Here is an 18,837-nt window from a genome sequence, read left to right as displayed (position 1 = left end):
GGAAAGACATGACAGGGGACAGCGGCACAGATCCGCGACCGCAGGCGAATGGAGGACAGATTTGGCATCTCTCGGCACGCCGGCCTTCCGGCTTTATATCCTTCGCCACGCCCGCGCCGCCTGGGCCCAACCCGGCCAGTCTGACTTCGATCGTGCCCTTGATGATGATGGTTTTGCCGAAGCCGAGGTGATCGCCGAAGAGGCGGCCGACCAGGGCTACAAGCCGGCTCTCATCATTTCATCGACCGCCGTGCGGTGCCGGCAGACCGCCGAACCGTTTCACCGCACCGTCAGCGAAGAGTTGTCGATCGAATACGTCGATTCCCTCTATTCGGGCACCGTCGATACCTATGCCGAACTCGCCTTCGCGAACCGGCAGGAAAACTCCGTGATGGTCGTCGGCCACAACCCGATGATCGAGGAATTCTTTCACCGCCTCGTCGGCAAGGAAATCGCCGAAACGGCAGCACCTTTCGGCTTTCCGACGGCGGGTCTTGCCATTCTCGATTTCGACGAGCGTCCGACGCAGGAGAATTACGGCGGTGCCTGCCTTGCCGGCTTCATGGCGCCGCGCCCCGCCCATTAAGGAAACGGCGGCGCTCTTTTTTTGCCGGATTTCGTTTCCTATATCGTCATCGACGCTGGAAAGAGACCCTTGCCGCCTAGCCTGACCACCCTCACCGACGAAGCCCTGCTCGCGCTCGACGCGCTGACCGGCCGCGCCACCAATCTCGTCAATCCGTCGATCCGCCTCGGCGTGACGGGACTGTCGCGCGCCGGCAAGACGGTTTTCATCTCCTCCCTCGTGCACAATCTGCTGAACGGCGGCCGCCTGCCGCTGTTCGAGGCCGGCCGCTCCGGCCGCGTATCGAAAATCCAACTGGAACCGCAACCGGACGATGCCGTGCCGCGCTTCCAGTACGAGGATCATATCCGCGCGCTCGTCGCCGACCGCGTCTGGCCGGATTCGACACGCGCCATCTCGCAGCTGCGCATCACGCTCGACTACGAAAGCGCATCCGGCTGGGGCCGCCTGTTTTCGCCAGGGAAACTCGCAATCGACATCGTCGATTATCCCGGCGAGTGGTTGCTAGACCTGCCGCTGCTCGCACAGGATTTTCGCACCTTCAGCGCAAACACGGTGGCGCTCGCCCAATCGGGCATCCGCGCGGAACTCGCCCGGGAATGGCTGGCACTGTCCAACACGGTCGATCCTGCCGCGACCGCGCAGGAGGCGACCGCCCGTTCGCTCGCGGACGCCTTCACCGCCTACCTGAGGGCCTGCAAGTCCGACGAACGCTCGTTGTCCACCCTGCCGCCCGGCCGTTTCCTCATGCCTGGCGACCTCGAAGGCTCCCCTGCACTGACCTTCGCCCCGCTGCCGAACCTACGCGACAGCCGGCCGGAAAAGGGCTCGCTGCATGCGATGATGGAGCGCCGCTACGAGGCCTACAAGAGCCATGTGGTCCGCCCGTTCTTCCGCGAGCACTTTGCTCGCCTCGATCGGCAGATCGTGCTCATCGACGCACTGCAGGCCATCAATCGCGGTGCTGAGGCGGTGCATGATCTCGAACGTGCCCTCGGCGACGTGCTCGACTGCTTCCGCGCCGGCCAGAACAGCTTTCTCTCCTCCTTCGTGACGCGCCGCATCGACCGCATCGTGATTGCCGCCACCAAGGCCGATCATCTGCATCATGAAAGCCATCCGCGGCTGGAGGCCGTCACCCGCCGGCTGGTGGAGCGTGCCATCGAGCGCATCGGCATGAGCGGTGCCGGCATCGAGGTGATGGCGCTCGCCTCCGTGCGCGCCACCCGCGAGGCGACCGTTAAGCATGACGGCGAGGACCTGCCTGTCATCGTCGGCGTGCCAATGGCGGGCGAGAAGATCAATGGCGAAATCTTTGACGGCGAGCGGAAAACAGCGATATTTCCCGGTGACTTGCCGGCGAATCCGGATTCACTTTTTCAAGCCCTTGAATCACAGTCCGAAGGTGAAGCACCCCATCTTCTGAACTTCGTGCGCTTCCGCCCACCGCATATCGAGGAGACCGGCGGCGGCCTGAAACTGTCGGTACCGCACATCCGTCTCGACCGCGCGCTGCAATACCTGATCGGAGACCGGCTCGCATGAACGACCGTCCGCGCAAGCCCGCCGCCTTCTCGCTTCCCGCAGATGCAACGGCAAAACAACCGGAGCGCACCACGCCACGCGCGCCCGCCGCCTTCGACGATGCGGTCACGCTGACACCCGACGCCGAAGATCCCTTCATCGCAACGACGGCAGACCTGCCGGACCTCCTGCCGCCGGTCGCAACGCCTCGCCCGCGCCGCATCACGCTCGGCCGCATCGCCTTCGGCGCGCTCGGCCTGCTCCTGTCGCTCGCCATCGGCCTCTGGGTCGATGCTTTGATCCGCGACCTTTTCAACCGCAACGATTGGCTTGGCTACCTCGCCATCGCCGCCGCAGCGATCGCGGTGCTCGCTCTCCTCGGCATGGTCACGCGCGAACTGATCGGTCTGCGCCGGCTCGCCGCCGTTCAGGATATCAAGCACGACGTTGCCGAAGCCGCCTTGTCGCCGGCACCGTCCGTCGGCCGGGCCATCGTCGCCCGCCTCGTGCATCTGCTCGCCACTCGACCCCAGACGGCACGCGGACGGGCGCGGCTTGCCGAGACCGAGGGCGAGATCATCGACGCCGCCCACCTTATCGATCTTGCCGAGCGCGAACTGATGACGCCGCTCGACCGTGAGGCGCGCGCCCTCATCCTCGGCGCCGCCAAACGCGTGTCCATCGTCACCGCGGTCAGCCCCCGCGCCTTGGTCGACCTCGGCTATGTCGTCTACGAAAGCAGCCGGCTGGTGCGCAGCATGGCGGAACTCTATGGCGGCCGGCCGGGCAAGATCGGCATGCTGCGCCTGATGCGGGACGTCATCGCCCATCTCGCCGTCACGGGATCGATTGCCATGGGCGACAGTATCGTGCAGCAGGTGCTCGGCCATGGACTTGCCTCAAAACTCTCCGCACGGCTGGGCGAAGGCGTCATCAATGGGCTGATGACGGCACGAATCGGTATCGCCGCCATGGACCTTTGCCGCCCCATGCCCTTCCGCTCGCTGAAACGGCCCGGCATCGGCGATTTCATCGGCGACCTGACGCCCGGCGCCTCGGGACGTCGCCGCGACGAAGCGTGACCGACGAGCAACACCCCGGATTCCCGCGCGGACAAACCTGTCAAATGATAGGGGGTGAGGCCGCTGGAAACCGTCCATTAACCATTTTCGCGCAAATCTCGTGACACTAAAGCAGGCCAAAAGGCCGTCGCCTATCAAGGATCGTTCATGTACCCGCGCACCTCTTTGATCGCCCGCGCCTCCGTAGCGGCCTTTCTCGCAGCCACCACTCTTGCATTGCCCGCGTCCGCCGGATCGCGAGACAAGGCGTTTTTCGAGCAAGTCACCGGCAACTGGCAGGGCAAGGGCGAAATCGTCGCCGGCAAGTACAAGGGGACCAAGTTCTCCTGCGACCTGACGGGCGACACCGCACCGGCAAAAAGCGCCGGCATCCAACTCGACGGCTTCTGCCGCGTCGGCGTCTTCAAGCAGCCGATGTCGGCGCTGATCACCAAGGCGGGCAACAGCTATACCGGCAAGTTCCTGGATGGCGCCTCCGGCAAGGGCCTCGACATCACCTCCGGCCAGGTCAATGGCAACAAGGTCGTCGTCGGCATCAACCGTCAGAAGCTGAACGGTGCGATGATCGCCCGCCTCGAGAGCGACAACAAGCTGAACATCACCATTTCGGTGAAGGTCGAAAACAGGATGATCCCGGTCATCGGCGTGTCGCTCGACCGCAATCTCGACGACATCGCGGTCGGCTCGATCAAGTAGCCGTCTTCCACCATTCGGAGCCGGCGCTCGCCGGCTCGATGCCCGCGACATCAGCGTTCTTAAGCCAGGATTCCACCGTGCGCCCCTGCACCTCCAGTTCGGGCGCAACGTCGGCCAGCGGCATCAGCACGAAGCCGCGCCCCGTCATGCGCGGATGCGGCAGTTCCAGCCGCCCGCCGGCCTGCGCCACACCCTCATAGGTCAATACGTCGATATCGATGGTGCGCGGCCCCCAGCGCTCCTTGCGTTCACGCTTCATGTCGCGTTCGATACCAAGGCAGGTATCCAGGAGCGGCTCAGGCTCAAGCGCCGTTTCGACCAGCGCGCAGGCATTGAAGAACCAGTCCTGGTCCGTCTTGCCCCAGGGCGGTGTCCGGTAGAGCCGCGATACGGCAACGACACGGCAATCTGGCCGCGCGTCGAGCGCCCGCAAAGCCTCGGCCATCGCACGGACGGGATCGCCGACATTGCCGCCAAGGCCGAGCGTGGCCCGGCGGAAGGGCTCAGACGACATGATCGACCGTTACCTGGACGTAGTCGAGCACGCCGGGTACCGGCGCGTTCGGCTTTCTCACCGTGATCCGCGCGCGAGCAATCTGCGGAAAGCGGGCACAGAGAACGGTGGCGATCTCCTGGGCAAGTGCCTCGATGAGATAGCGGCGCTGGCCGGTGACAATCTTTTCGATCTCCTGGAAAGCGACGCCGTAGTCGACGGTCGATTCGATCGCATCGTCCGAGAGCGGCTGCAACGGCCGGACGTCGAGCTCGGCGTCGACGAAAAAGCGTTGCCCCAGAAACTCTTCCGCGTCGTGCAGGCCGTGGCGGGCGAAGAAGGCGCAGTTCTTGAGCGTGATCGTGTAGCTGGTGGTCATGGATTCATCCTGTCTGGCTGAGTGTCAGGCGCGTGTCTCGCGTGCCTTCACCTTGCGCTCCGCGGCGAGCATAGCATCCGCCATGGCAAGCGCATCCCTGTTGATTGCGACATCATGCACCCGGAACACCGCCGCGCCGGCGATGCGCAGAAGCGCCGTCGTGGCGGCCGTGCCGGCGTCCCGGTCCACCGCCTCACGCCCGGTGACAGCGCCGACGAAGCGCTTGCGAGAGGTTCCGGCGAGAATGGGCCGTTCGAAACCGTAAAGCTCGCCGAAACGCGCCATCAGTTCGAGGTTTTCATCACTATCCTTGGCAAAGCCGAATCCCGGATCGAGCACGATCGCCTCACGGGCAACGTTCGCCTCGCGCGCGATCTCGAGCGAGCGGCCAAGGAAGAGATACTGGTCCTCCACCACATCCGGCCGTTTTTCCCGGTCACGCCCGGTATGCATGATGCAAAGGCCAGCGCCTGTGTCGGCGGCGACGCGGGCAATATCCGGTTCGCGCTGCAGCCCGTGCACGTCATTGACGATATGGGCGCCGGCCGCGACCGCAAGTCGGGCGGTTTCGGCACGATATGTGTCGGCGGAGATGATGGCATCCGTCGTGCCGGCGAGCGCCTCGATGACGGGGAGAATGCGGTCCTGTTCCTCGGCCGCCGTCACGGATGCGGCGCCGGGACGGGTCGATTCCCCACCGATATCGATGATCTCTGCGCCCTGTTCCAGACAGAGGATCGCCTGCGCCACCGCCGCGTCAGCGCTGTCGAACCGGCCGCCATCGGAAAAGGAATCGGGCGTCACATTGACGATCGCCATGAGAATGCCGCGCGGCCCGAGCTCCAGATGGCGGCCATGGGCAAGCGCCCAGCGGGAGGGATCGAACGGTGAAAACATGGCGGTTTCCCTCGACGGTTAAGAAGAGCGCCGGGCGCGCGAAAAACGCCCTAGCACCTTGAATCTGGTGAACACCTTTAGTTTTTAATCAACCGATCTGAAACTAGGGTTCTTCCGCGGCGCCCGGAAAGGGTGTTGCGCTTGCGGAGCCTATGCCCCAAGCTTAAAGGAAGTTCAACCGGCCGTTTGGCTGGCACACCATCAGGGAAACCCGATGGCGAAAGGAATGCTGATCCGAATGAAGACCATCGCTCACCTGATGGCCCTTGCCGCCCTCGCCTGCCTCGCCGTTCAGCCGGCGCGCGCCGAGACGATCACCTCGAAAACCTTTGCCTATTTTTCCGTCGGTGGGCGTACGGCAGCGGAACTCGATGAAGAACTGTCCAAGCGCGGGCCTGTGATGAAACACAGCGGTTCACGCCATCCCGGCGCGACGAAGATCAAGTGGGGCGGCTCGGTAACCTATGTGCGCCGCGGCGACCGTTGCGCCGTCGGTGAGGCGAAGGTGACGCTGTCCACGCAGATCATCCTTCCCCGCTGGAAGAACCGCAAACGCGCCACCGAATCGCTCGCGCTAATCTGGGACACGCTGGCAAGCGACATCAAGCGGCACGAGGAACGCCACGCCGAAATCGCCCGCAACCATGCCCGCACCCTCGAACGCACCTTGAAGACCTTGCGTCCGGAGGCCGACTGCGAACGCATGCAGGCCCGCGTCGACCGGGTGACGGCCGACGCCGTCTCCAAGCATGACGCCGACCAGGCACGCTTCGACCGCGTCGAATCCAAGAACTTCAACGACCGCATGATGCGCCTGCTGACGCACCGCCTGAAGAGCAAGCTCCAGTAACGGCCAAGCAGCCGTTCATGTATTTCTGGATGAGCGTGAGTGATTTCGGACCGGGTCAAGGCCCGGCCTGTTACCGATGCATAAAATAACTGGTTAGTTTTAGCGATAGCGCAATTCCGCAAATCACCGTATCTTCATGTCAACAGTGAACGGGAAGAGGGTTTTTCCTTCCCGCAGTAGCATGAAACAGTTTGTAACAGGTTCTCCTGGCGCGTCCCATTGAAGCAGCAGGTGTCTCCTCCCTCTCCTGTTGCGATGCGCCCTACTGGCCTCGCTCGTCTTGATCGACCGGCGAGGCTCTTTTTTTGCCCCTTCTATTCTTTGTTGGAGCCCACGCCTTCGATTCTCTTCTTCAGGCGTGAAGACGAGGTCGTGTATTCCAGCGTCGTGCGCCCGCCCGGAAAGCAGATGCGCCGGACCGCCTGCGTCATCAGCGCCGCCTCGTGGAAGCCGGAAAGGATAAGTCGCAGTTTCCCCGGATACTGGCTGGCATCACCGATGGCAAAGACCCCCGGCTGCGATGTCTCGAAACGTTCCGGATCCACGACGAAGGCATCGCCCGAACGCTCCAGCGGCCAGGCCGGGGCCGGGCCAGCCTCAAGCGATGGCTCGCCCGCGCCGGGCACAAACGTGCCGAGCCCGGTGGCGACGACCACGACACTCGCGCCAAGCGACGCGCCGTCTTTCAAAGCCACCTGAAAGCGCCCATCCGGCTGCTGCGCGAAACCGGTAACGGTCGATGCAAAACGAAATCGGGGCGAAAAAGGCGCGATCTGCTCAAGTAGTCGATCGGTCAGCTCGAGCCCGTCGATCTTCGGGAAGCCCGGGACGTCATAGATCGGCTTGCCGGGATAAAGCACGGCGCATTGGCCGCCGGCGCGGTCGAGGCTGTCGACCAGCGTGCATGTCAGCCCGTACAGTCCGAGCTGAAAGACGGAAAAAAGCGCAACCGGTCCCGCGCCGACCAGAACCACATCGGTGTCAGTGGCGGGCTCCATTCAACGCTCCGAAAAAGGATGATGTCAGGCCTGGCGTTCCGGCACGTGAACCACGAGCCCGTCGAACGCATCCGACATCTTGATCTGACAGGAAAGCCGCGAGGTCGGGCGGACATCGTAGGCGAAGTCCAGCATGTCCTCTTCCATCGCTTCCGGCGGGCCGACGATCGCACTCCAGGCATCGTCCACATAGACGTGGCAGGTCGCGCAGGCGCAGGCGCCGCCGCATTCGGCTTCGATGCCGGGCACGGAGTTGCGCACGGCATTTTCCATGACCGTGGAGCCTTTGGCGACATCGAGTTCGTGGCGCGTGCCATCGAAGGCGACGATGGTGAGTTTGCTCATGATGGGTTCCGGATCCTCAAGGCTGCCCGGAGTGGGCGAATGGCTGACCGGCGGAGGGACGGTGCCGCACCGCCAGCTTTCTGGCGGACGTTTCCAACAAAACCCCTCCTCAGTCAACATCGCCCGGCCGGCCCGGCCTTCACTGGTCCGGGCGCGGCATCGGCTTTTCCCGCCGCGCCAGTCGATCGCCGACTGGCCTGCGACGATCAGCGGCAGAGCTTGAGGATGAAGTTTTCCGCCTCGACGACGGCTGCGGTCACGCTTGCAAGGGCGATGGCATTGGCGGGATTTTCCTCCAGCGCCTCGGCTGCCTTGCTGACGGCCGTGGCGCCGACCGACTGGGCCGAGCCCTTCAGGCGGTGCGCAACGGCTGCACGGGCAGCGCCTTCGGAGCCGGCGATTTCCTTCATGCTCTCACGCGCCTGGCGCGCGAACATCTGCAACACTTCCAGTTCCAGCACCTTGTCGCCCATGGTCTGGCGGGCAAGGTGTATCAGATCGATCGGCCGTCCATTTGAGGGACACATGCCGCCTGCATTATCGGGCGCCTCGAATGCTATGTTGAGCGCTGCCATTTGCCAATATCCTTATCTACGCTACGTACGCTTGTTTCATTGTGATGCACGCAGATGCCGATGCGGTCCGGCGTTTTCGCCGCGTATCCGCAAGAACATGGGACAGCTATTCTGCGCCGCCGGCGCGCCTATCCGATTAAAAGACGGCGCAAAGTGGGCATGAATCGCAAACTATGGTTAACGGCTGAAAATTCGCCATTTTCCCAAGTTTTCCATTGCGATACAGATTCGCTGGAAATTAACTTCCTGTTAAGTTTCGGGCTAAGGGAGATGGCAATGAATTGTGTGATACAGGCTAATGTGTCACTACGATACGACCGGATATTCCCGGTGGATAAACCGTGGGCGGAGTACACCATTTCGTCCTTCGGGGTTATCGAGCGAATTTGAAATGAACGGGGGCCTGGACGCTGCTTGCCATGAGGGTATGCAGCAAGACCGGCCACCAACCGGACGGTTCGAATGCGCCTGAGCAGCGGCAGCGCGCACGAAGCCCGATCCTGGACATGGTAACGAGGCGTATCCGCATGGCGACGAACAAGTCTATCGAGTCGATCGACGAAAAGGCCTTCCAGGCCCTCGAAGAAGCACTGAAAATCGACTTTGACGATCTTACGCCCGAGACGCCCTCGAAGAAGGACGCTTCGGAGGCCCATGTGTCTGAATCCGCAAGCCGCACACCAAACAAGACGCAGGAGAAGCTTGCAAGCCGCCCGGCAACAGGCGAAGCAGCACGCAACCTGAGCCCCGAGCCAGCCCCGAAGACGCCGGCCTTCACTCCCGCCAACGACGGTTCCCGCAAGACGCCGGCCGCGATCCTGAAATCGCTCGACGTCCGTTCCGGCCGCGCGCCGATCCGCATGGCGGTCCTCGCCTCCGTCCTCTGGGTCATCGGCGGCCTCGGCGTCGCGAACCTGCTTTATGCACCGCAGATCTGGCAGATCCGTTCCATCGCCGATCTCGTGGCGCTTCCCGGCGCCATCGGCATGGTCGTGGCGATCGTCATGCCGATCATGCTGTTCTTCGCTTTCGCGATCATGATCGCCCGTGCCCACGAACTGCGCAACGCCGCCCGCTCCATGGCCGAGGTCGCCCTGCGCCTCTCCGAGCCGGAAACGGTCGCCAGCGATCGCATCATGTCGGTCGGCCAGGCCGTGCGCCGCGAAGTGTCGGCGATGAACGAAGGCATCGAGCGCACGATCGCCCGTGCGACCGAGCTCGAGACCCTGGTGCATTCCGAAGTCAACGCGCTCGAACGCAGCTATTCCGACAACGAAATGCGCGTGCGCACGCTGGTGCAGGAACTCGGCTCCGAACGCGAGGCGATCATCAGCCACGCCGAGCGTGTCCGTTCCTCCATTTCCGGCGCACACGAACAGCTCAAGGACGAACTGGCGAGCGCTGGCGACAGCATCACGCAGCGCCTTGCGACCTCCGGCGAGGCTTTCGCCTCCATGCTCGACACCCGTGCGGCCATGCTGATGGAAAAATCCGACAGCGCCACGCAGACGATCGGCGCCATGCTGTCGGCCCGCACGGACAGTCTCCTGTCGACGCTCAGCTCGTCTGGCCTCGCACTCGCCAACGAGTTCGACACCCGTCTGGACCAGCTCACCCAGAACCTCGATTCGCGCGGTCGCGATCTGCTTCAGCAGTTCGAAACCCGCGCAAGCTCGCTTGATACCAACACGGAAAAGCTGAACGCAGCGCTCAACGAGCGCGCCAAGCAGCTGAACGAGACGCTGATTGCCCGCACCCGCGAAATCAGCGAAAGCCTGTCCGTTGGCCAGCACGCGGTCACCAGCGGCCTCGATCACGTCATTCAGTCGATGAATGCCGCGCTCGACGAAAAGGGCGCACAGTTCCGCCAGAGCCTCAAGAATGCGGCCGACGACACGGTCATGGATCTCGACCTCCGTACGGGCTTCTTCGACGAGCGCATGCAGACGACCGTGGGCCAGATCGCCGGCGCCTTCGACCAGCGCGTGGAGGAATTCACCCAGGCCTTCGACCAGCGCGCCGGCTCGCTCGATTCCAAGCTGATGGAAAGCCTCGCCCGCATCAACGAGACCGTCGCAAGCGGCCGCGACTCGATCGACGGCATCCTGACCTCCAGCATCGAGCGCCTCGACAACACGCTGACCGACCAGTCCTTCGCGCTCGCCACCAGCCTTGGAACCGGCCAGGAACTCTTCGAGAGCGCCGTTACCGGCCACGCGGATGCAATCAGCAATGCGGCGAGCAGCGCCCATGAGCGCATGACATCCCTTCTTTCGGAAAAGTCCTCGACGCTTCTCGGCGGGCTCGCCGACGTCCAGAACCGCATCGAAAGTGGTTTTGGCGTGCGCGCCGATGCGCTGGCCGAGAGCGTTTCGGGCAGCGAACGCCGCCTGACGGAAGCACTCGATTCCCGCGGCACGGCCATCGCCACCGACATCGAAGCCGCGCAGGCCCGCATGGAAGAGGCGCTCGGCGCCCGCAGCCAGGCATTGGTCGAAAGCATCGCCGGCAGCGAACGTCGCCTGACGCAGGTGCTGGATTCCCGCGGTGCGACGATCGCCGACGATATCCAGGCCGCGCAGGCCCGCATGGAAGAGACACTCGGCGCGCGGGCCGACGAGATCACCTCGACGATTGCCGCCAGCCACAACCGCATCGACAGCGCGCTTTCCGAGCGCACCGCCGCCCTGTCGTCCATGCTGAACGAGACCGGCAGCCAGCTGGAGCACTCGGTCGGTTCGGCCGCGAACCGCGTCGAGACCGCGCTGACGGGTGCCGCCCGCCAGATCGACGAGGTCATCACCGGCCGCACGGCAAACCTCGCCTCGGTGCTCTCCAACAGTGCCGGCTCCATGCTGTCGGCCATCGATACCGCCGCGAACCGCGTCGAAAACGTGCTCACCGAAGGCAGCCAGCAGCTTGGCGGCGTTCTGCACGGTCAGGCCACGGAATTCGCCGATGCCTTCTCCGGCCGTGCCGCCGAGATCGCCGAAGCCCTGTCCGGCCGCGCCTCGGAACTTGCCGGCTCGCTTGTCTCTACCCATGAACAGATCCGCGCCACACTCGACGATCGCATCAACGCCATCAACCTGGCGATCACCGACGGCCGCAACCAGCTCACCGAAACGCTCAACGATCAGGCGACCAACATCGGCACCTCGATCGCCACCAGCGCCGGCATGCTGGAAATGACGCTGGAACAGCATGAGGAAACGTTGCGCCGCACGATCGACGGCAGCGCCGCCCTGCTCGACCACCGTGTGCGGGAAAGTGCCGGTGCCGTTGCCGAACGTCTCGGCGAGACCTCGTCCAAGATCGCTGAAGCCGCCAACGCCTTCGGCGCGCGCATGGAGCAGACGGTCGACAGCGTCGCCACCCGCTTCGACACGACCGGCAGCAAGCTCGAGGAAAATCTCGGCAAGCTGGAAGCCCGCATCGAACACAGCGTCGAGAACGTGTCAGGCATCGTCGACACCGCCGCCGCCCGTATCTCCGACACCCTGTCGGAACGGCTTGCCGACCTCGATCGCGTGGGCAGCGACGTGTCGCTGCGCGTCTCCGACGCCCTCTCCCGCCCGATCGCCGAAGTCGACCGTATCGGTGACGAGACGACGGCCCGCATCGCCGCCGCACTTTCCGGTCGTGTCGGCGACATCGAACGCGTCAGTGCGGATGCAGCCGAGCGTATCGAAGGCGCGCTTTCGGGGCGCATCACCGATATCGAGCGCGTCAGCACCAGCGCCGCAGATCGTATCGAAGGCGCCCTTTCCGGCCGCCTCGATGATATCGAACGCGTGACGGGCGAGGCCGCCCAGCGCATCGATGGCACGCTCGCCGAACGCGCCACCCAGATCGAACGCATTGCCAGCGAAGCTGCCGAGCGCATCGACGGCACGCTTGCAAAGCGTGCAGGCCAGATCGCCCGCGTCACCGGCGAAGCAGCGGAACGTATCGACGGCACCCTCACAGAGCACGCGGGCCAGATCACCCGCATCTCCGGCGAGGCCGCGGAGCGCATCGGCGGTACCCTCACCGAGCATGCCGGCCAGTTCGCCCGCATTTCAGGCGAAGCCGCAGAACGCATCGACGGCACCCTCACTGAGCACGCGGCCCACATCACGCGCGTCTCCGGTGAAGCCGCAGAACGCATTGATGTCACCCTCGGAGAGCGCGCCAGCCAGATCGCCCGCATCTCCGGTGAAGCCGTGGAGCGCATCGGGAATACCCTTGCGGAGCGCACCGGTCAGATCACCCGTGTCACCGGCGAAGCCGCAGAACGCATCGGCGGCACCCTTGCAGAGGGCGCCGGGCAGATCGCCCGCGTCACCGGGGAAGCGACAGACCGCATCGACGGAACGCTTGTCAGCCGGACCGGCGATATCGAACGCATTTCCGGCGAAGCCGCCGATCGTATCGCCGCGACCATCGACGAGAAGACCGGCCGCATCGAGGAACGCCTTGGCACGATGGACCGGGCGCTCACCATCGGTCTCGACAGCGTCAACCGCACCATCGACGGCAAGGCTGCCGGGCTCGCCCAGACGCTGCGCGACGCCGTTTCGCAGGCCGCCCAGGACATGGATGCCGAAGCGATCCGTTCGGCTCAGTCGCTCGCCAAAACCGGTGAGGAATTCGCACACCTCAGCACGTCGCTGCGCGGTGCCGTCTCCCGTGCAGCGCAGGACATGGGCGTGGAAGCCCAGCGCGTCGCGGAAAACATCGCCCGCACCGGCGAGGAATTCGCTGACAACCTGTCCGCCCGCAATGAAGCATTTACCCGCGCCGTCGAGGAAACCACCACCTCTGCCGTCGCCCGCTTCGAAGAAACGGAAGGCCGTCTCGCCAACCAGGCGCAGTCGCTGCGCGCGGGCCTGGGTGACGTCGAAAAGGCACTGGAAGCGCGTGGCGCCTCCATCCGCTCGACGCTCGACGATCGCACCCGCGAACTCAACTCGATGCTCGCCATCCGCACGGAAGAACTGTCGCGCCTGATCAACGAGGAAGCCCGCCCGGTCATCGACGACTATGCTGCTGCCGGCCGGGAAGCCGCCGAGCGCATCAGCGGCGTCGCCCGCGAAAGCGCCGATCGCCTGCGCAACGAGAATGCCGCGCTCATCAACGCAATCTCGGCCCGCACCTCCGATACGCTCGCTGCAATCTCGGCACGGACGGAAGAAGCTGCCGGCACGATGCGCGCGATCGAAGACGGCCTTCAGGCAAATGTCGAAAGCCTGATTGCCCGTCTGTCGGAAAGCAACGGCGCGATCTCCGGCCTGGTCGATGCCGCCAGCCAGACGCTCGGTGCCATCGACGGTCGCTTGACGAGCACGGCCGAGCGCTTCAATACCTCCGCCGAGCGCGCCTCCGACATGGTCTCTACCACCTCGCGCCTGCTGGAAGGCAAGGTCGATCGCCTCTCCGATATTTCGGCCGGCACGCTCTCGCAGATCGGCGGTATCGTCGGGCGCTTCGAGGATCACTCGAAGATCCTGGCCCAGGCCTCCGACCTGCTCGCCGCCGCCCAGTCGAACCTCGTCTCGACGCTGGAAGAGCGTCAGGATGCATTGCGCTCGCTGTCCATCGGTCTGGTGCAGCGTTCGGAAGAGATCGAGAAGACGATGCAGTCGCTCGAAGGCATGGTCGAGGGCGCCTTCAGCCGCGCCGAAGAGCGCTCGAACCTGATCGCCGGCAATCTGCGCGGCGGCATCCAGAACTCGTTCGCCGAAGTCGGCCGCATCCTCGGCGACACCGAGAAGCGCGCCGAAGCCGCCGCGAACACGCTGCGCGATTCGCTGGTCAAGGCCGGTGAAGAAGCGGGCCAGTCCGTCGAAGGCGCCTTCGTGCGCGCCGAGGAGCGGACGAAGGAAGTGGCGAACCGCCTGCGCGGCAGCGTCGGCGCCTCGCTCTCCGACGTCGACCGCCTGCTCACCGAATCCGGCAAGAAGTCCGAAACCGCCACGGCCGTCATGCGCGATGCGATGCGCGAAGCGGTCGAGGAAGCCGTCGGCAAATTCTCCGGTGCGACCGAGGAAATCCGCCGTGCCGCCACCGAGATCCGCAAGGAACTCGACCAGACCCGTGGCGAACTGAAGCGCGGTGCGTTCGATCTGCCGGAAGAAGCCAAGGAAAACGCCGCCCAGATGCGTCGCGCCGTCAGCGAGCAGATCAAGGCCCTGCAGGATCTTTCCGACATCATCGGCAAGTCCTCCTCGGCGCTGGAAATCTCCCGCCCGGCCGTGCAGGCAACCGTTGTTCAGCAGCCGGTGCAGCAGGCCCGTGTGGAGCCTGTCCGCGAAGAGGCAACACCGCCGTTGCGCGGTAGCCTCGGCCTTGAGCGGGCCGCGACAGCCACCGTGCCGCAGCGCGCGCAGCCCCTGCCCGCCGAAGGCGACAGCAAGGCGGCCGGCGAAGGCGGCTGGATGCGCGATCTCCTGCGCGGCGCCGTCTCGCGAGAGGAAGCGCAGTTCGCCCAGCCGCGCGGCGAAGGCCAGACAGCTCGCCCGGCCGACACCCGCAACCCGCGCCATGTCGTCGAATCGCTGAACTCGCTCTCGGTCGATATCGCCCGGGCCATCGATCACGACGCCTCGGTCGACCTGTGGCGGCGCTACCAGCGCGGTGAGCGCGACGTCTTCACGCGCCGTCTCTACACGCTGAAGGGCCAGCAGACGTTTGACGAGATCAAGCGCAAGTATGAGCGCGAGCCGGAATTCCGGACCGCCGTCGACCGCTACATCGCGGACTTCGAAAAGCTGCTCGCCGACGTCGCCCGCAACGACCGCGACAAGGCGATGACACAGACCTACCTCACCTCGGATACCGGCAAGGTCTACACCATGCTGGCGCATGCCGCGGGCCGCTTCAGCTAAGCGGACTGGAAACCGAACCGAAAACGGCCGCCACAAGGCGGCCGTTTTATTTTGGGGGCTCGCAAGCCAAGGGAATGGAGACGCAAGGAGAGTAGCAGGCCTCGTTACCGGGCCAATCCCGCCCGGCAGCGGCGCACATTGTCCCACTTTCCTCTTTTCGACATGCGAAACCTTATAATCCGCCCTCTTACCCTCTATATGCGGTTCGATATGCCGGAACACGCATGGGAGAGAGTGACGAAAATGATTTTGATACAGGGATTTGGGCGCGGGCTGGCAATGCTGGCAATGGCGCTGATGGTGATGATGACGCTGGTGGACGTGGCGGAAGCCCGCCGCGCCGGCAGTGGTTTCGGCAGCCGAGGTACCCGCACCTTTACCACGCCGTCGACCACGCGCGCCGCGCCGACCGATGCCCAGCCGATTGACCGCACGATGACCCGCCAGCAGTCGGCCCAGCCGTCCGCAGGCCGCAACACGACGGCCACCAATCCGCGCCCAGGCCTCTTTGGCGGCTTCGGCGGCAGGCTTCTCGGTGGCCTGATGCTCGGCGGCCTCGTCGGCATGCTGCTCGGCTCCGGGCTTGGCGGCGGCATCGGCTTCCTTGGCCTGATCCTGCAGGTCCTGCTGATCGCCGGTGCCTTCCTGTTGCTGCGCCGCATGTTCGCGCAGAGAAACGCACCTGCCTATGCAGGCGCCGGTGCCCAGCGCAACGCCCATCCACAAAACGGTGGATCGGATTTCCAAATCCCGCGCATCGGCGGCGGTAGCCGTCAGGCAACACCGCAGCTGAAGTCCGGTGACGAGATCGGCATCCAGCAAGGCGACCTCGAGCAGTTCGAAAGCATGCTCAAGGAAGTGCAGGCGGCCTATGCAACGGAAGATTTCCGCACGCTGCGCCAGATCACCACGCCGGAAGCCATGTCCTATCTCGCGGAAGAGCTCAGCGACAACGCCACGCAGGGCCTGAGAAACGAAGTGCGCGACATCCATCTGGTGCAGGGCGACGTCGCCGAAGCCTGGCGCGAGGGTGCGGACGAATACGCCACCGTTGCCATGCGCTACGAAAGCATCGACGTGATGCGCGACCGCTCTACCGGCCAGGTCGTTTCCGGCGATCCGGACAATCTCACGGAAGCCGTCGAAATCTGGACCTTCGTGCGCCGCGATGGCGGCGAGTGGAAGGTCTCGGCCATCCAGGGTGTGCAGAACGCCTGACACGACAAGGCCGTGCGCTGCGACAGCAGCCCACGGCCTCTAAAGCAATTCCAGCAAAAGTGCGTAGCGGTTTTGCGTCCGGAATTTCGCGAAAACAAAAAGTCAGAGCGTTTTCGCGATTCGGAGAAAAGCAGAAATGCTCGAGAGCTTTGGTTGATCAGATCGAGCTCAGCGTCCAGCCGACGATATCGGCGGTGACCGCGGCAAAGGCCGCATCAAGCCCCTTCACAAAAGCCGTGCTGCCGGATCCGTTCACTGGCACCGTCGCGCGAAACACCTTCTGCGCCCGCACCGTGCCATTGCGATCATTGAGCAGCTTTGCGGAAATTTCCACCACGGCCGTATTCCCGCCGGAAGTCTGCACCTCGAACGAGCGGATATCGGTGGCGATCTGGTAATCGATCGCAAGCCCCTCGCCCGGCCGTCCCACGCCGCCAACCCGTCCGGTGTTCTCGAAGGCCTGAACCAGCTTGGCCTGCACCATCTTGCTCAGGCTGTCGCTCCATTGCGCCTGGGCGAGATACTGGATCTCCGAAGGCGACGGGCGGATGACGATCTGTTCGCTGTCGAGCGCCTTCAGCGCCGAGGGCTGTGGCACGAGAATCTGCCGGTTCTTGGCGGATGGCCCTTCGACGGATGCCACGGTGGACAGGCTGAACGTGTCGTTCTTGGCCTGTGTGCTGCCGCACGCGGCGAGCGTTGCTGCCAGTACGGCGATGAACGCGGCACGCACCACAGTCCCGTTCCGCAACAACTCCATACCCGATACCGTCATGTCGTCCTCAAACCCTTGTGCCCAGATGTGTAGCAGCGGCACGGCATGCTGTCACGGTTGCGGGAGCGGACAAAGTCACGTCCGACCTCCAGCCGTTAACCATTGTGGAGATAGGGCCACACTTCCCGGCTGGATCACCGCCGGGTGCGGCCGTCATACTGCTTGACCGTCTCGCCGCCGAACAGCAGGCGCTGCGGATTGCGCTCGAAACCGGAGATCGCACTGTCGAGATTCTGGATTGTCCGACGTGTATCGAGCACCAGCGCCTCGACATCCCGCAGGCCGGAGCCGGAGAATCGCTGGATCCCGTCGGCGATCGGTCCGATTCGGCCATTCAGCGTATCGGCGGCCTGCTTGATCGACTGCAGCGTTGCCTTGGCTTCGGCGAACAGTGATTCGGAATCACCCTCGCCCAGGAAGCCGTCGAGCTTTGCCAGCACGCCATCGACCCGCGACGAGGCGGCGTTCAACTTGTTGCTCATCTGCTGCACGTCGGTGATGATCTGGTCGATGTCCTCTTTGCGCTCGCCGATGCTGTTGGCAACGCCGGTGACGGAGGCAATCGCCTTGCGCGCATCCGCCGTCGCCACGGAAATGTTGTCGATCGCCCCGCCGACCTTCTGCGTATCAACGACCGCGACAAGGCTATCGACCTTGTCGAGCGTCGCCGTTGCCCGCTTGCCGAAGGTGTCGAAGGTCTCGGCCGTCTTGCGGAAGCCTTCGACGGTCGTCTTGATGTCGCCCGAGGCCGATGCGATATCCTTGCTGACCTTGTCGACATTGCTGACGAAGTCCTCGACCTTCTTCGGATCGACCGCCTTGATGAGATCGTCGACCGATGCGAGCACCGTGTCCAGGCGGCTGGACAGGTTCGTGAAGGTCTCCGACAGGCCGCCGACGCTTTGCAGGAATTCGTCGATTTTCTCGCCGTTGCGGGCAAGCGAGCCCGAAAACTGATCGGCATTGCGGATCGTGTTGGTGAGCGGGCCGCGTGCGTCCGCGACAAAGCCCTGGATGTCGGTGATCGCGGTGTCTGCCCGCTTCAAGATCTTGTCGGCGGTCGAAAGAATGTTCGTCACGCTGGACTGCTCGGCCTGAAGCACCGCCGGCGTTTCGGTATCGAAGGCCTGGCGAAGGATGTTCTGGTCGTTCGCGCTACCGCCGGAAAGCTCGATATAGGCAGCACCCGTCAGGCCCTGCACTTCGAGCACGGCCTTGGTGGACTGCTTGACCGGTGCGGAGGTCGAGACCTCCGTCATGGCGACGGAGAAAAGCGGATCCTTGGCATCGATGGCAAGGCTGCGCACGGAGCCGACGGGGATGCCGTTGAAACGCACCGGCGAACCGACGGAAAGGCCGTTCGCCGAACCGGGAATGCGGATGGCAAGCTGCGCCATCTCACCGCCGCGACCATATTGCGACATCCAATAGACGAAGCCGAAGGCGGCGGCCATGACCAGCACAGTAAAGAAACCGACGAGGGCGTAATTGGCTTTCGTTTCCATGCTTCAGGCTATCCCGCTCGCAATTCCATCCGCCGGGACCAAGAG

At 64.2% G+C, this 18,837-nt stretch carries 15 protein-coding genes; 7 read left to right on the top strand and 8 right to left on the bottom strand.

The genetic code is table 11. The annotated features are described in order from the left end of the window. Positions 1–61: 61 nt before the first annotated feature. The 4 genes from AC1RT2_RS05190 to AC1RT2_RS05175 all read left to right on the top strand — a co-directional run bounded on the left by AC1RT2_RS05190 (position 62) and on the right by AC1RT2_RS05175 (position 3,888). Positions 62–586: a SixA phosphatase family protein gene (locus AC1RT2_RS05190; protein WP_493100043.1), complete on the top strand. Its 525-nt coding sequence runs from the start codon at positions 62–64 to the stop codon at positions 584–586. Between the two features lie 69 nt (positions 587–655). Then, positions 656–2,131 carry a YcjX family GTP-binding protein gene (locus tag AC1RT2_RS05185; protein WP_493100041.1) on the top strand — a complete coding sequence of 492 codons (1,476 nt, stop codon included), beginning with the start codon at positions 656–658 and terminating at the stop codon, positions 2,129–2,131. Beyond that, positions 2,128–3,192 (top strand): YcjF family protein, encoded by a 1,065-nt coding sequence (locus AC1RT2_RS05180; protein WP_493100039.1) that lies wholly within the window; start codon positions 2,128–2,130, stop codon positions 3,190–3,192. Before AC1RT2_RS05185 ends, AC1RT2_RS05180 begins: the two co-directional genes overlap by 4 nt. 147 nt (positions 3,193–3,339) lie before the next feature. After that, positions 3,340–3,888, top strand: a complete 549-nt coding sequence (locus tag AC1RT2_RS05175) for a hypothetical protein (RefSeq protein ID WP_493100037.1) — start codon at positions 3,340–3,342, stop codon at positions 3,886–3,888. Here the strand turns inward: AC1RT2_RS05175 and folK are convergent. The 3 genes from folK to folP are packed head-to-tail and all read right to left on the bottom strand — an operon-like array spanning position 3,881 to position 5,657. Further along, the gene (gene folK, locus AC1RT2_RS05170) at positions 3,881–4,402 is read right to left on the bottom strand and encodes a 2-amino-4-hydroxy-6-hydroxymethyldihydropteridine diphosphokinase (RefSeq protein ID WP_493100035.1); all 522 of its coding nucleotides are present in this window, start codon (positions 4,400–4,402) and stop codon (positions 3,881–3,883) included. The genes AC1RT2_RS05175 and folK overlap by 8 nt on opposite strands. Further along, entirely contained in the window at positions 4,392–4,760 is a 369-nt protein-coding gene (gene folB / locus AC1RT2_RS05165) for a dihydroneopterin aldolase (protein WP_069058573.1), read from the bottom strand. The genes folK and folB overlap by 11 nt, the downstream gene beginning before the upstream one ends. A 24-nt stretch (positions 4,761–4,784) precedes the next feature. Continuing rightward, entirely contained in the window at positions 4,785–5,657 is an 873-nt protein-coding gene (gene folP, locus AC1RT2_RS05160) for a dihydropteroate synthase (protein ID WP_493100033.1), read from the bottom strand. Between the two features lie 238 nt (positions 5,658–5,895). Here folP and AC1RT2_RS05155 point away from each other — a divergent pair, with 238 nt between their 5' ends. Then, positions 5,896–6,507, top strand: a complete 612-nt coding sequence (locus tag AC1RT2_RS05155; protein WP_150129873.1) for a DUF922 domain-containing protein — start codon at positions 5,896–5,898, stop codon at positions 6,505–6,507. A gap of 314 nt (positions 6,508–6,821) precedes the next feature. Here AC1RT2_RS05155 and AC1RT2_RS05150 read toward each other — a convergent pair whose 3' ends face one another. The 3 genes from AC1RT2_RS05150 to AC1RT2_RS05140 all read right to left on the bottom strand — a co-directional run bounded on the left by AC1RT2_RS05150 (position 6,822) and on the right by AC1RT2_RS05140 (position 8,425). Continuing rightward, positions 6,822–7,505 (bottom strand): NAD(P)/FAD-dependent oxidoreductase, encoded by a 684-nt coding sequence (locus tag AC1RT2_RS05150; protein ID WP_493100031.1) that lies wholly within the window; start codon positions 7,503–7,505, stop codon positions 6,822–6,824. 24 nt (positions 7,506–7,529) lie between these two features. Continuing rightward, on the bottom strand, positions 7,530–7,850 hold the full coding sequence (locus AC1RT2_RS05145) for a 2Fe-2S iron-sulfur cluster-binding protein (protein WP_069058570.1): 321 nt from the start codon (positions 7,848–7,850) through the stop codon (positions 7,530–7,532). A gap of 206 nt (positions 7,851–8,056) precedes the next feature. After that, the gene (locus tag AC1RT2_RS05140) at positions 8,057–8,425 is read right to left on the bottom strand and encodes an Hpt domain-containing protein (RefSeq protein WP_069058569.1); all 369 of its coding nucleotides are present in this window, start codon (positions 8,423–8,425) and stop codon (positions 8,057–8,059) included. Positions 8,426–8,952: 527 nt separating this feature from the next. On the opposite strand from AC1RT2_RS05140, the gene AC1RT2_RS05135 reads away from it, so the two are divergent. Further along, entirely contained in the window at positions 8,953–15,294 is a 6,342-nt protein-coding gene (locus tag AC1RT2_RS05135) for an apolipoprotein A-IV repeat region-like domain-containing protein (RefSeq protein ID WP_493100028.1), read from the top strand. Between the two features lie 243 nt (positions 15,295–15,537). After that, positions 15,538–16,512: a Tim44 domain-containing protein gene (locus tag AC1RT2_RS05130; RefSeq protein ID WP_493100026.1), complete on the top strand. Its 975-nt coding sequence runs from the start codon at positions 15,538–15,540 to the stop codon at positions 16,510–16,512. Positions 16,513–16,669: 157 nt separating this feature from the next. Here AC1RT2_RS05130 and AC1RT2_RS05125 read toward each other — a convergent pair whose 3' ends face one another. Then, complete coding sequence (locus AC1RT2_RS05125; protein WP_444797361.1) at positions 16,670–17,287, bottom strand: ABC-type transport auxiliary lipoprotein family protein; 618 nt, start codon at positions 17,285–17,287, stop codon at positions 16,670–16,672. Positions 17,288–17,421: 134 nt separating this feature from the next. After that, positions 17,422–18,792 (bottom strand): MlaD family protein, encoded by a 1,371-nt coding sequence (locus tag AC1RT2_RS05120; protein WP_069058566.1) that lies wholly within the window; start codon positions 18,790–18,792, stop codon positions 17,422–17,424. Positions 18,793–18,837 lie beyond the last annotated feature (45 nt).

It is taken from the genome of Shinella sp. GW821-FHT11G07, assembly GCF_058808115.1.
The sequence above is the reverse complement of the archived record's forward strand: the minus strand, read 5'-3'. Positions and strand labels throughout refer to the sequence as shown.

What these genes read in the sequence shown, in the direction of transcription:
- AC1RT2_RS05180 (WP_493100039.1), top strand. Translation starts at nt 2,128, where the DNA reads ATGAACGACCGTCCGCGCAAGCCCGCCGCCTTCTCGCTTCCCGCAGAT.
- AC1RT2_RS05175 (WP_493100037.1), top strand. Translation starts at nt 3,340, where the DNA reads ATGTACCCGCGCACCTCTTTGATCGCCCGCGCCTCCGTAGCGGCCTTT.
- folK (WP_493100035.1), bottom strand. Translation starts at nt 4,402, where the DNA reads ATGTCGTCTGAGCCCTTCCGCCGGGCCACGCTCGGCCTTGGCGGCAAT.
- folB (WP_069058573.1), bottom strand. Translation starts at nt 4,760, where the DNA reads ATGACCACCAGCTACACGATCACGCTCAAGAACTGCGCCTTCTTCGCC.
- folP (WP_493100033.1), bottom strand. Translation starts at nt 5,657, where the DNA reads ATGTTTTCACCGTTCGATCCCTCCCGCTGGGCGCTTGCCCATGGCCGC.
- AC1RT2_RS05155 (WP_150129873.1), top strand. Translation starts at nt 5,896, where the DNA reads ATGAAGACCATCGCTCACCTGATGGCCCTTGCCGCCCTCGCCTGCCTC.
- AC1RT2_RS05150 (WP_493100031.1), bottom strand. Translation starts at nt 7,505, where the DNA reads ATGGAGCCCGCCACTGACACCGATGTGGTTCTGGTCGGCGCGGGACCG.
- AC1RT2_RS05145 (WP_069058570.1), bottom strand. Translation starts at nt 7,850, where the DNA reads ATGAGCAAACTCACCATCGTCGCCTTCGATGGCACGCGCCACGAACTC.
- AC1RT2_RS05140 (WP_069058569.1), bottom strand. Translation starts at nt 8,425, where the DNA reads ATGGCAGCGCTCAACATAGCATTCGAGGCGCCCGATAATGCAGGCGGC.
- AC1RT2_RS05135 (WP_493100028.1), top strand. Translation starts at nt 8,953, where the DNA reads ATGGCGACGAACAAGTCTATCGAGTCGATCGACGAAAAGGCCTTCCAG.
- AC1RT2_RS05130 (WP_493100026.1), top strand. Translation starts at nt 15,538, where the DNA reads ATGATTTTGATACAGGGATTTGGGCGCGGGCTGGCAATGCTGGCAATG.
- AC1RT2_RS05125 (WP_444797361.1), bottom strand. Translation starts at nt 17,287, where the DNA reads ATGACGGTATCGGGTATGGAGTTGTTGCGGAACGGGACTGTGGTGCGT.
- AC1RT2_RS05120 (WP_069058566.1), bottom strand. Translation starts at nt 18,792, where the DNA reads ATGGAAACGAAAGCCAATTACGCCCTCGTCGGTTTCTTTACTGTGCTG.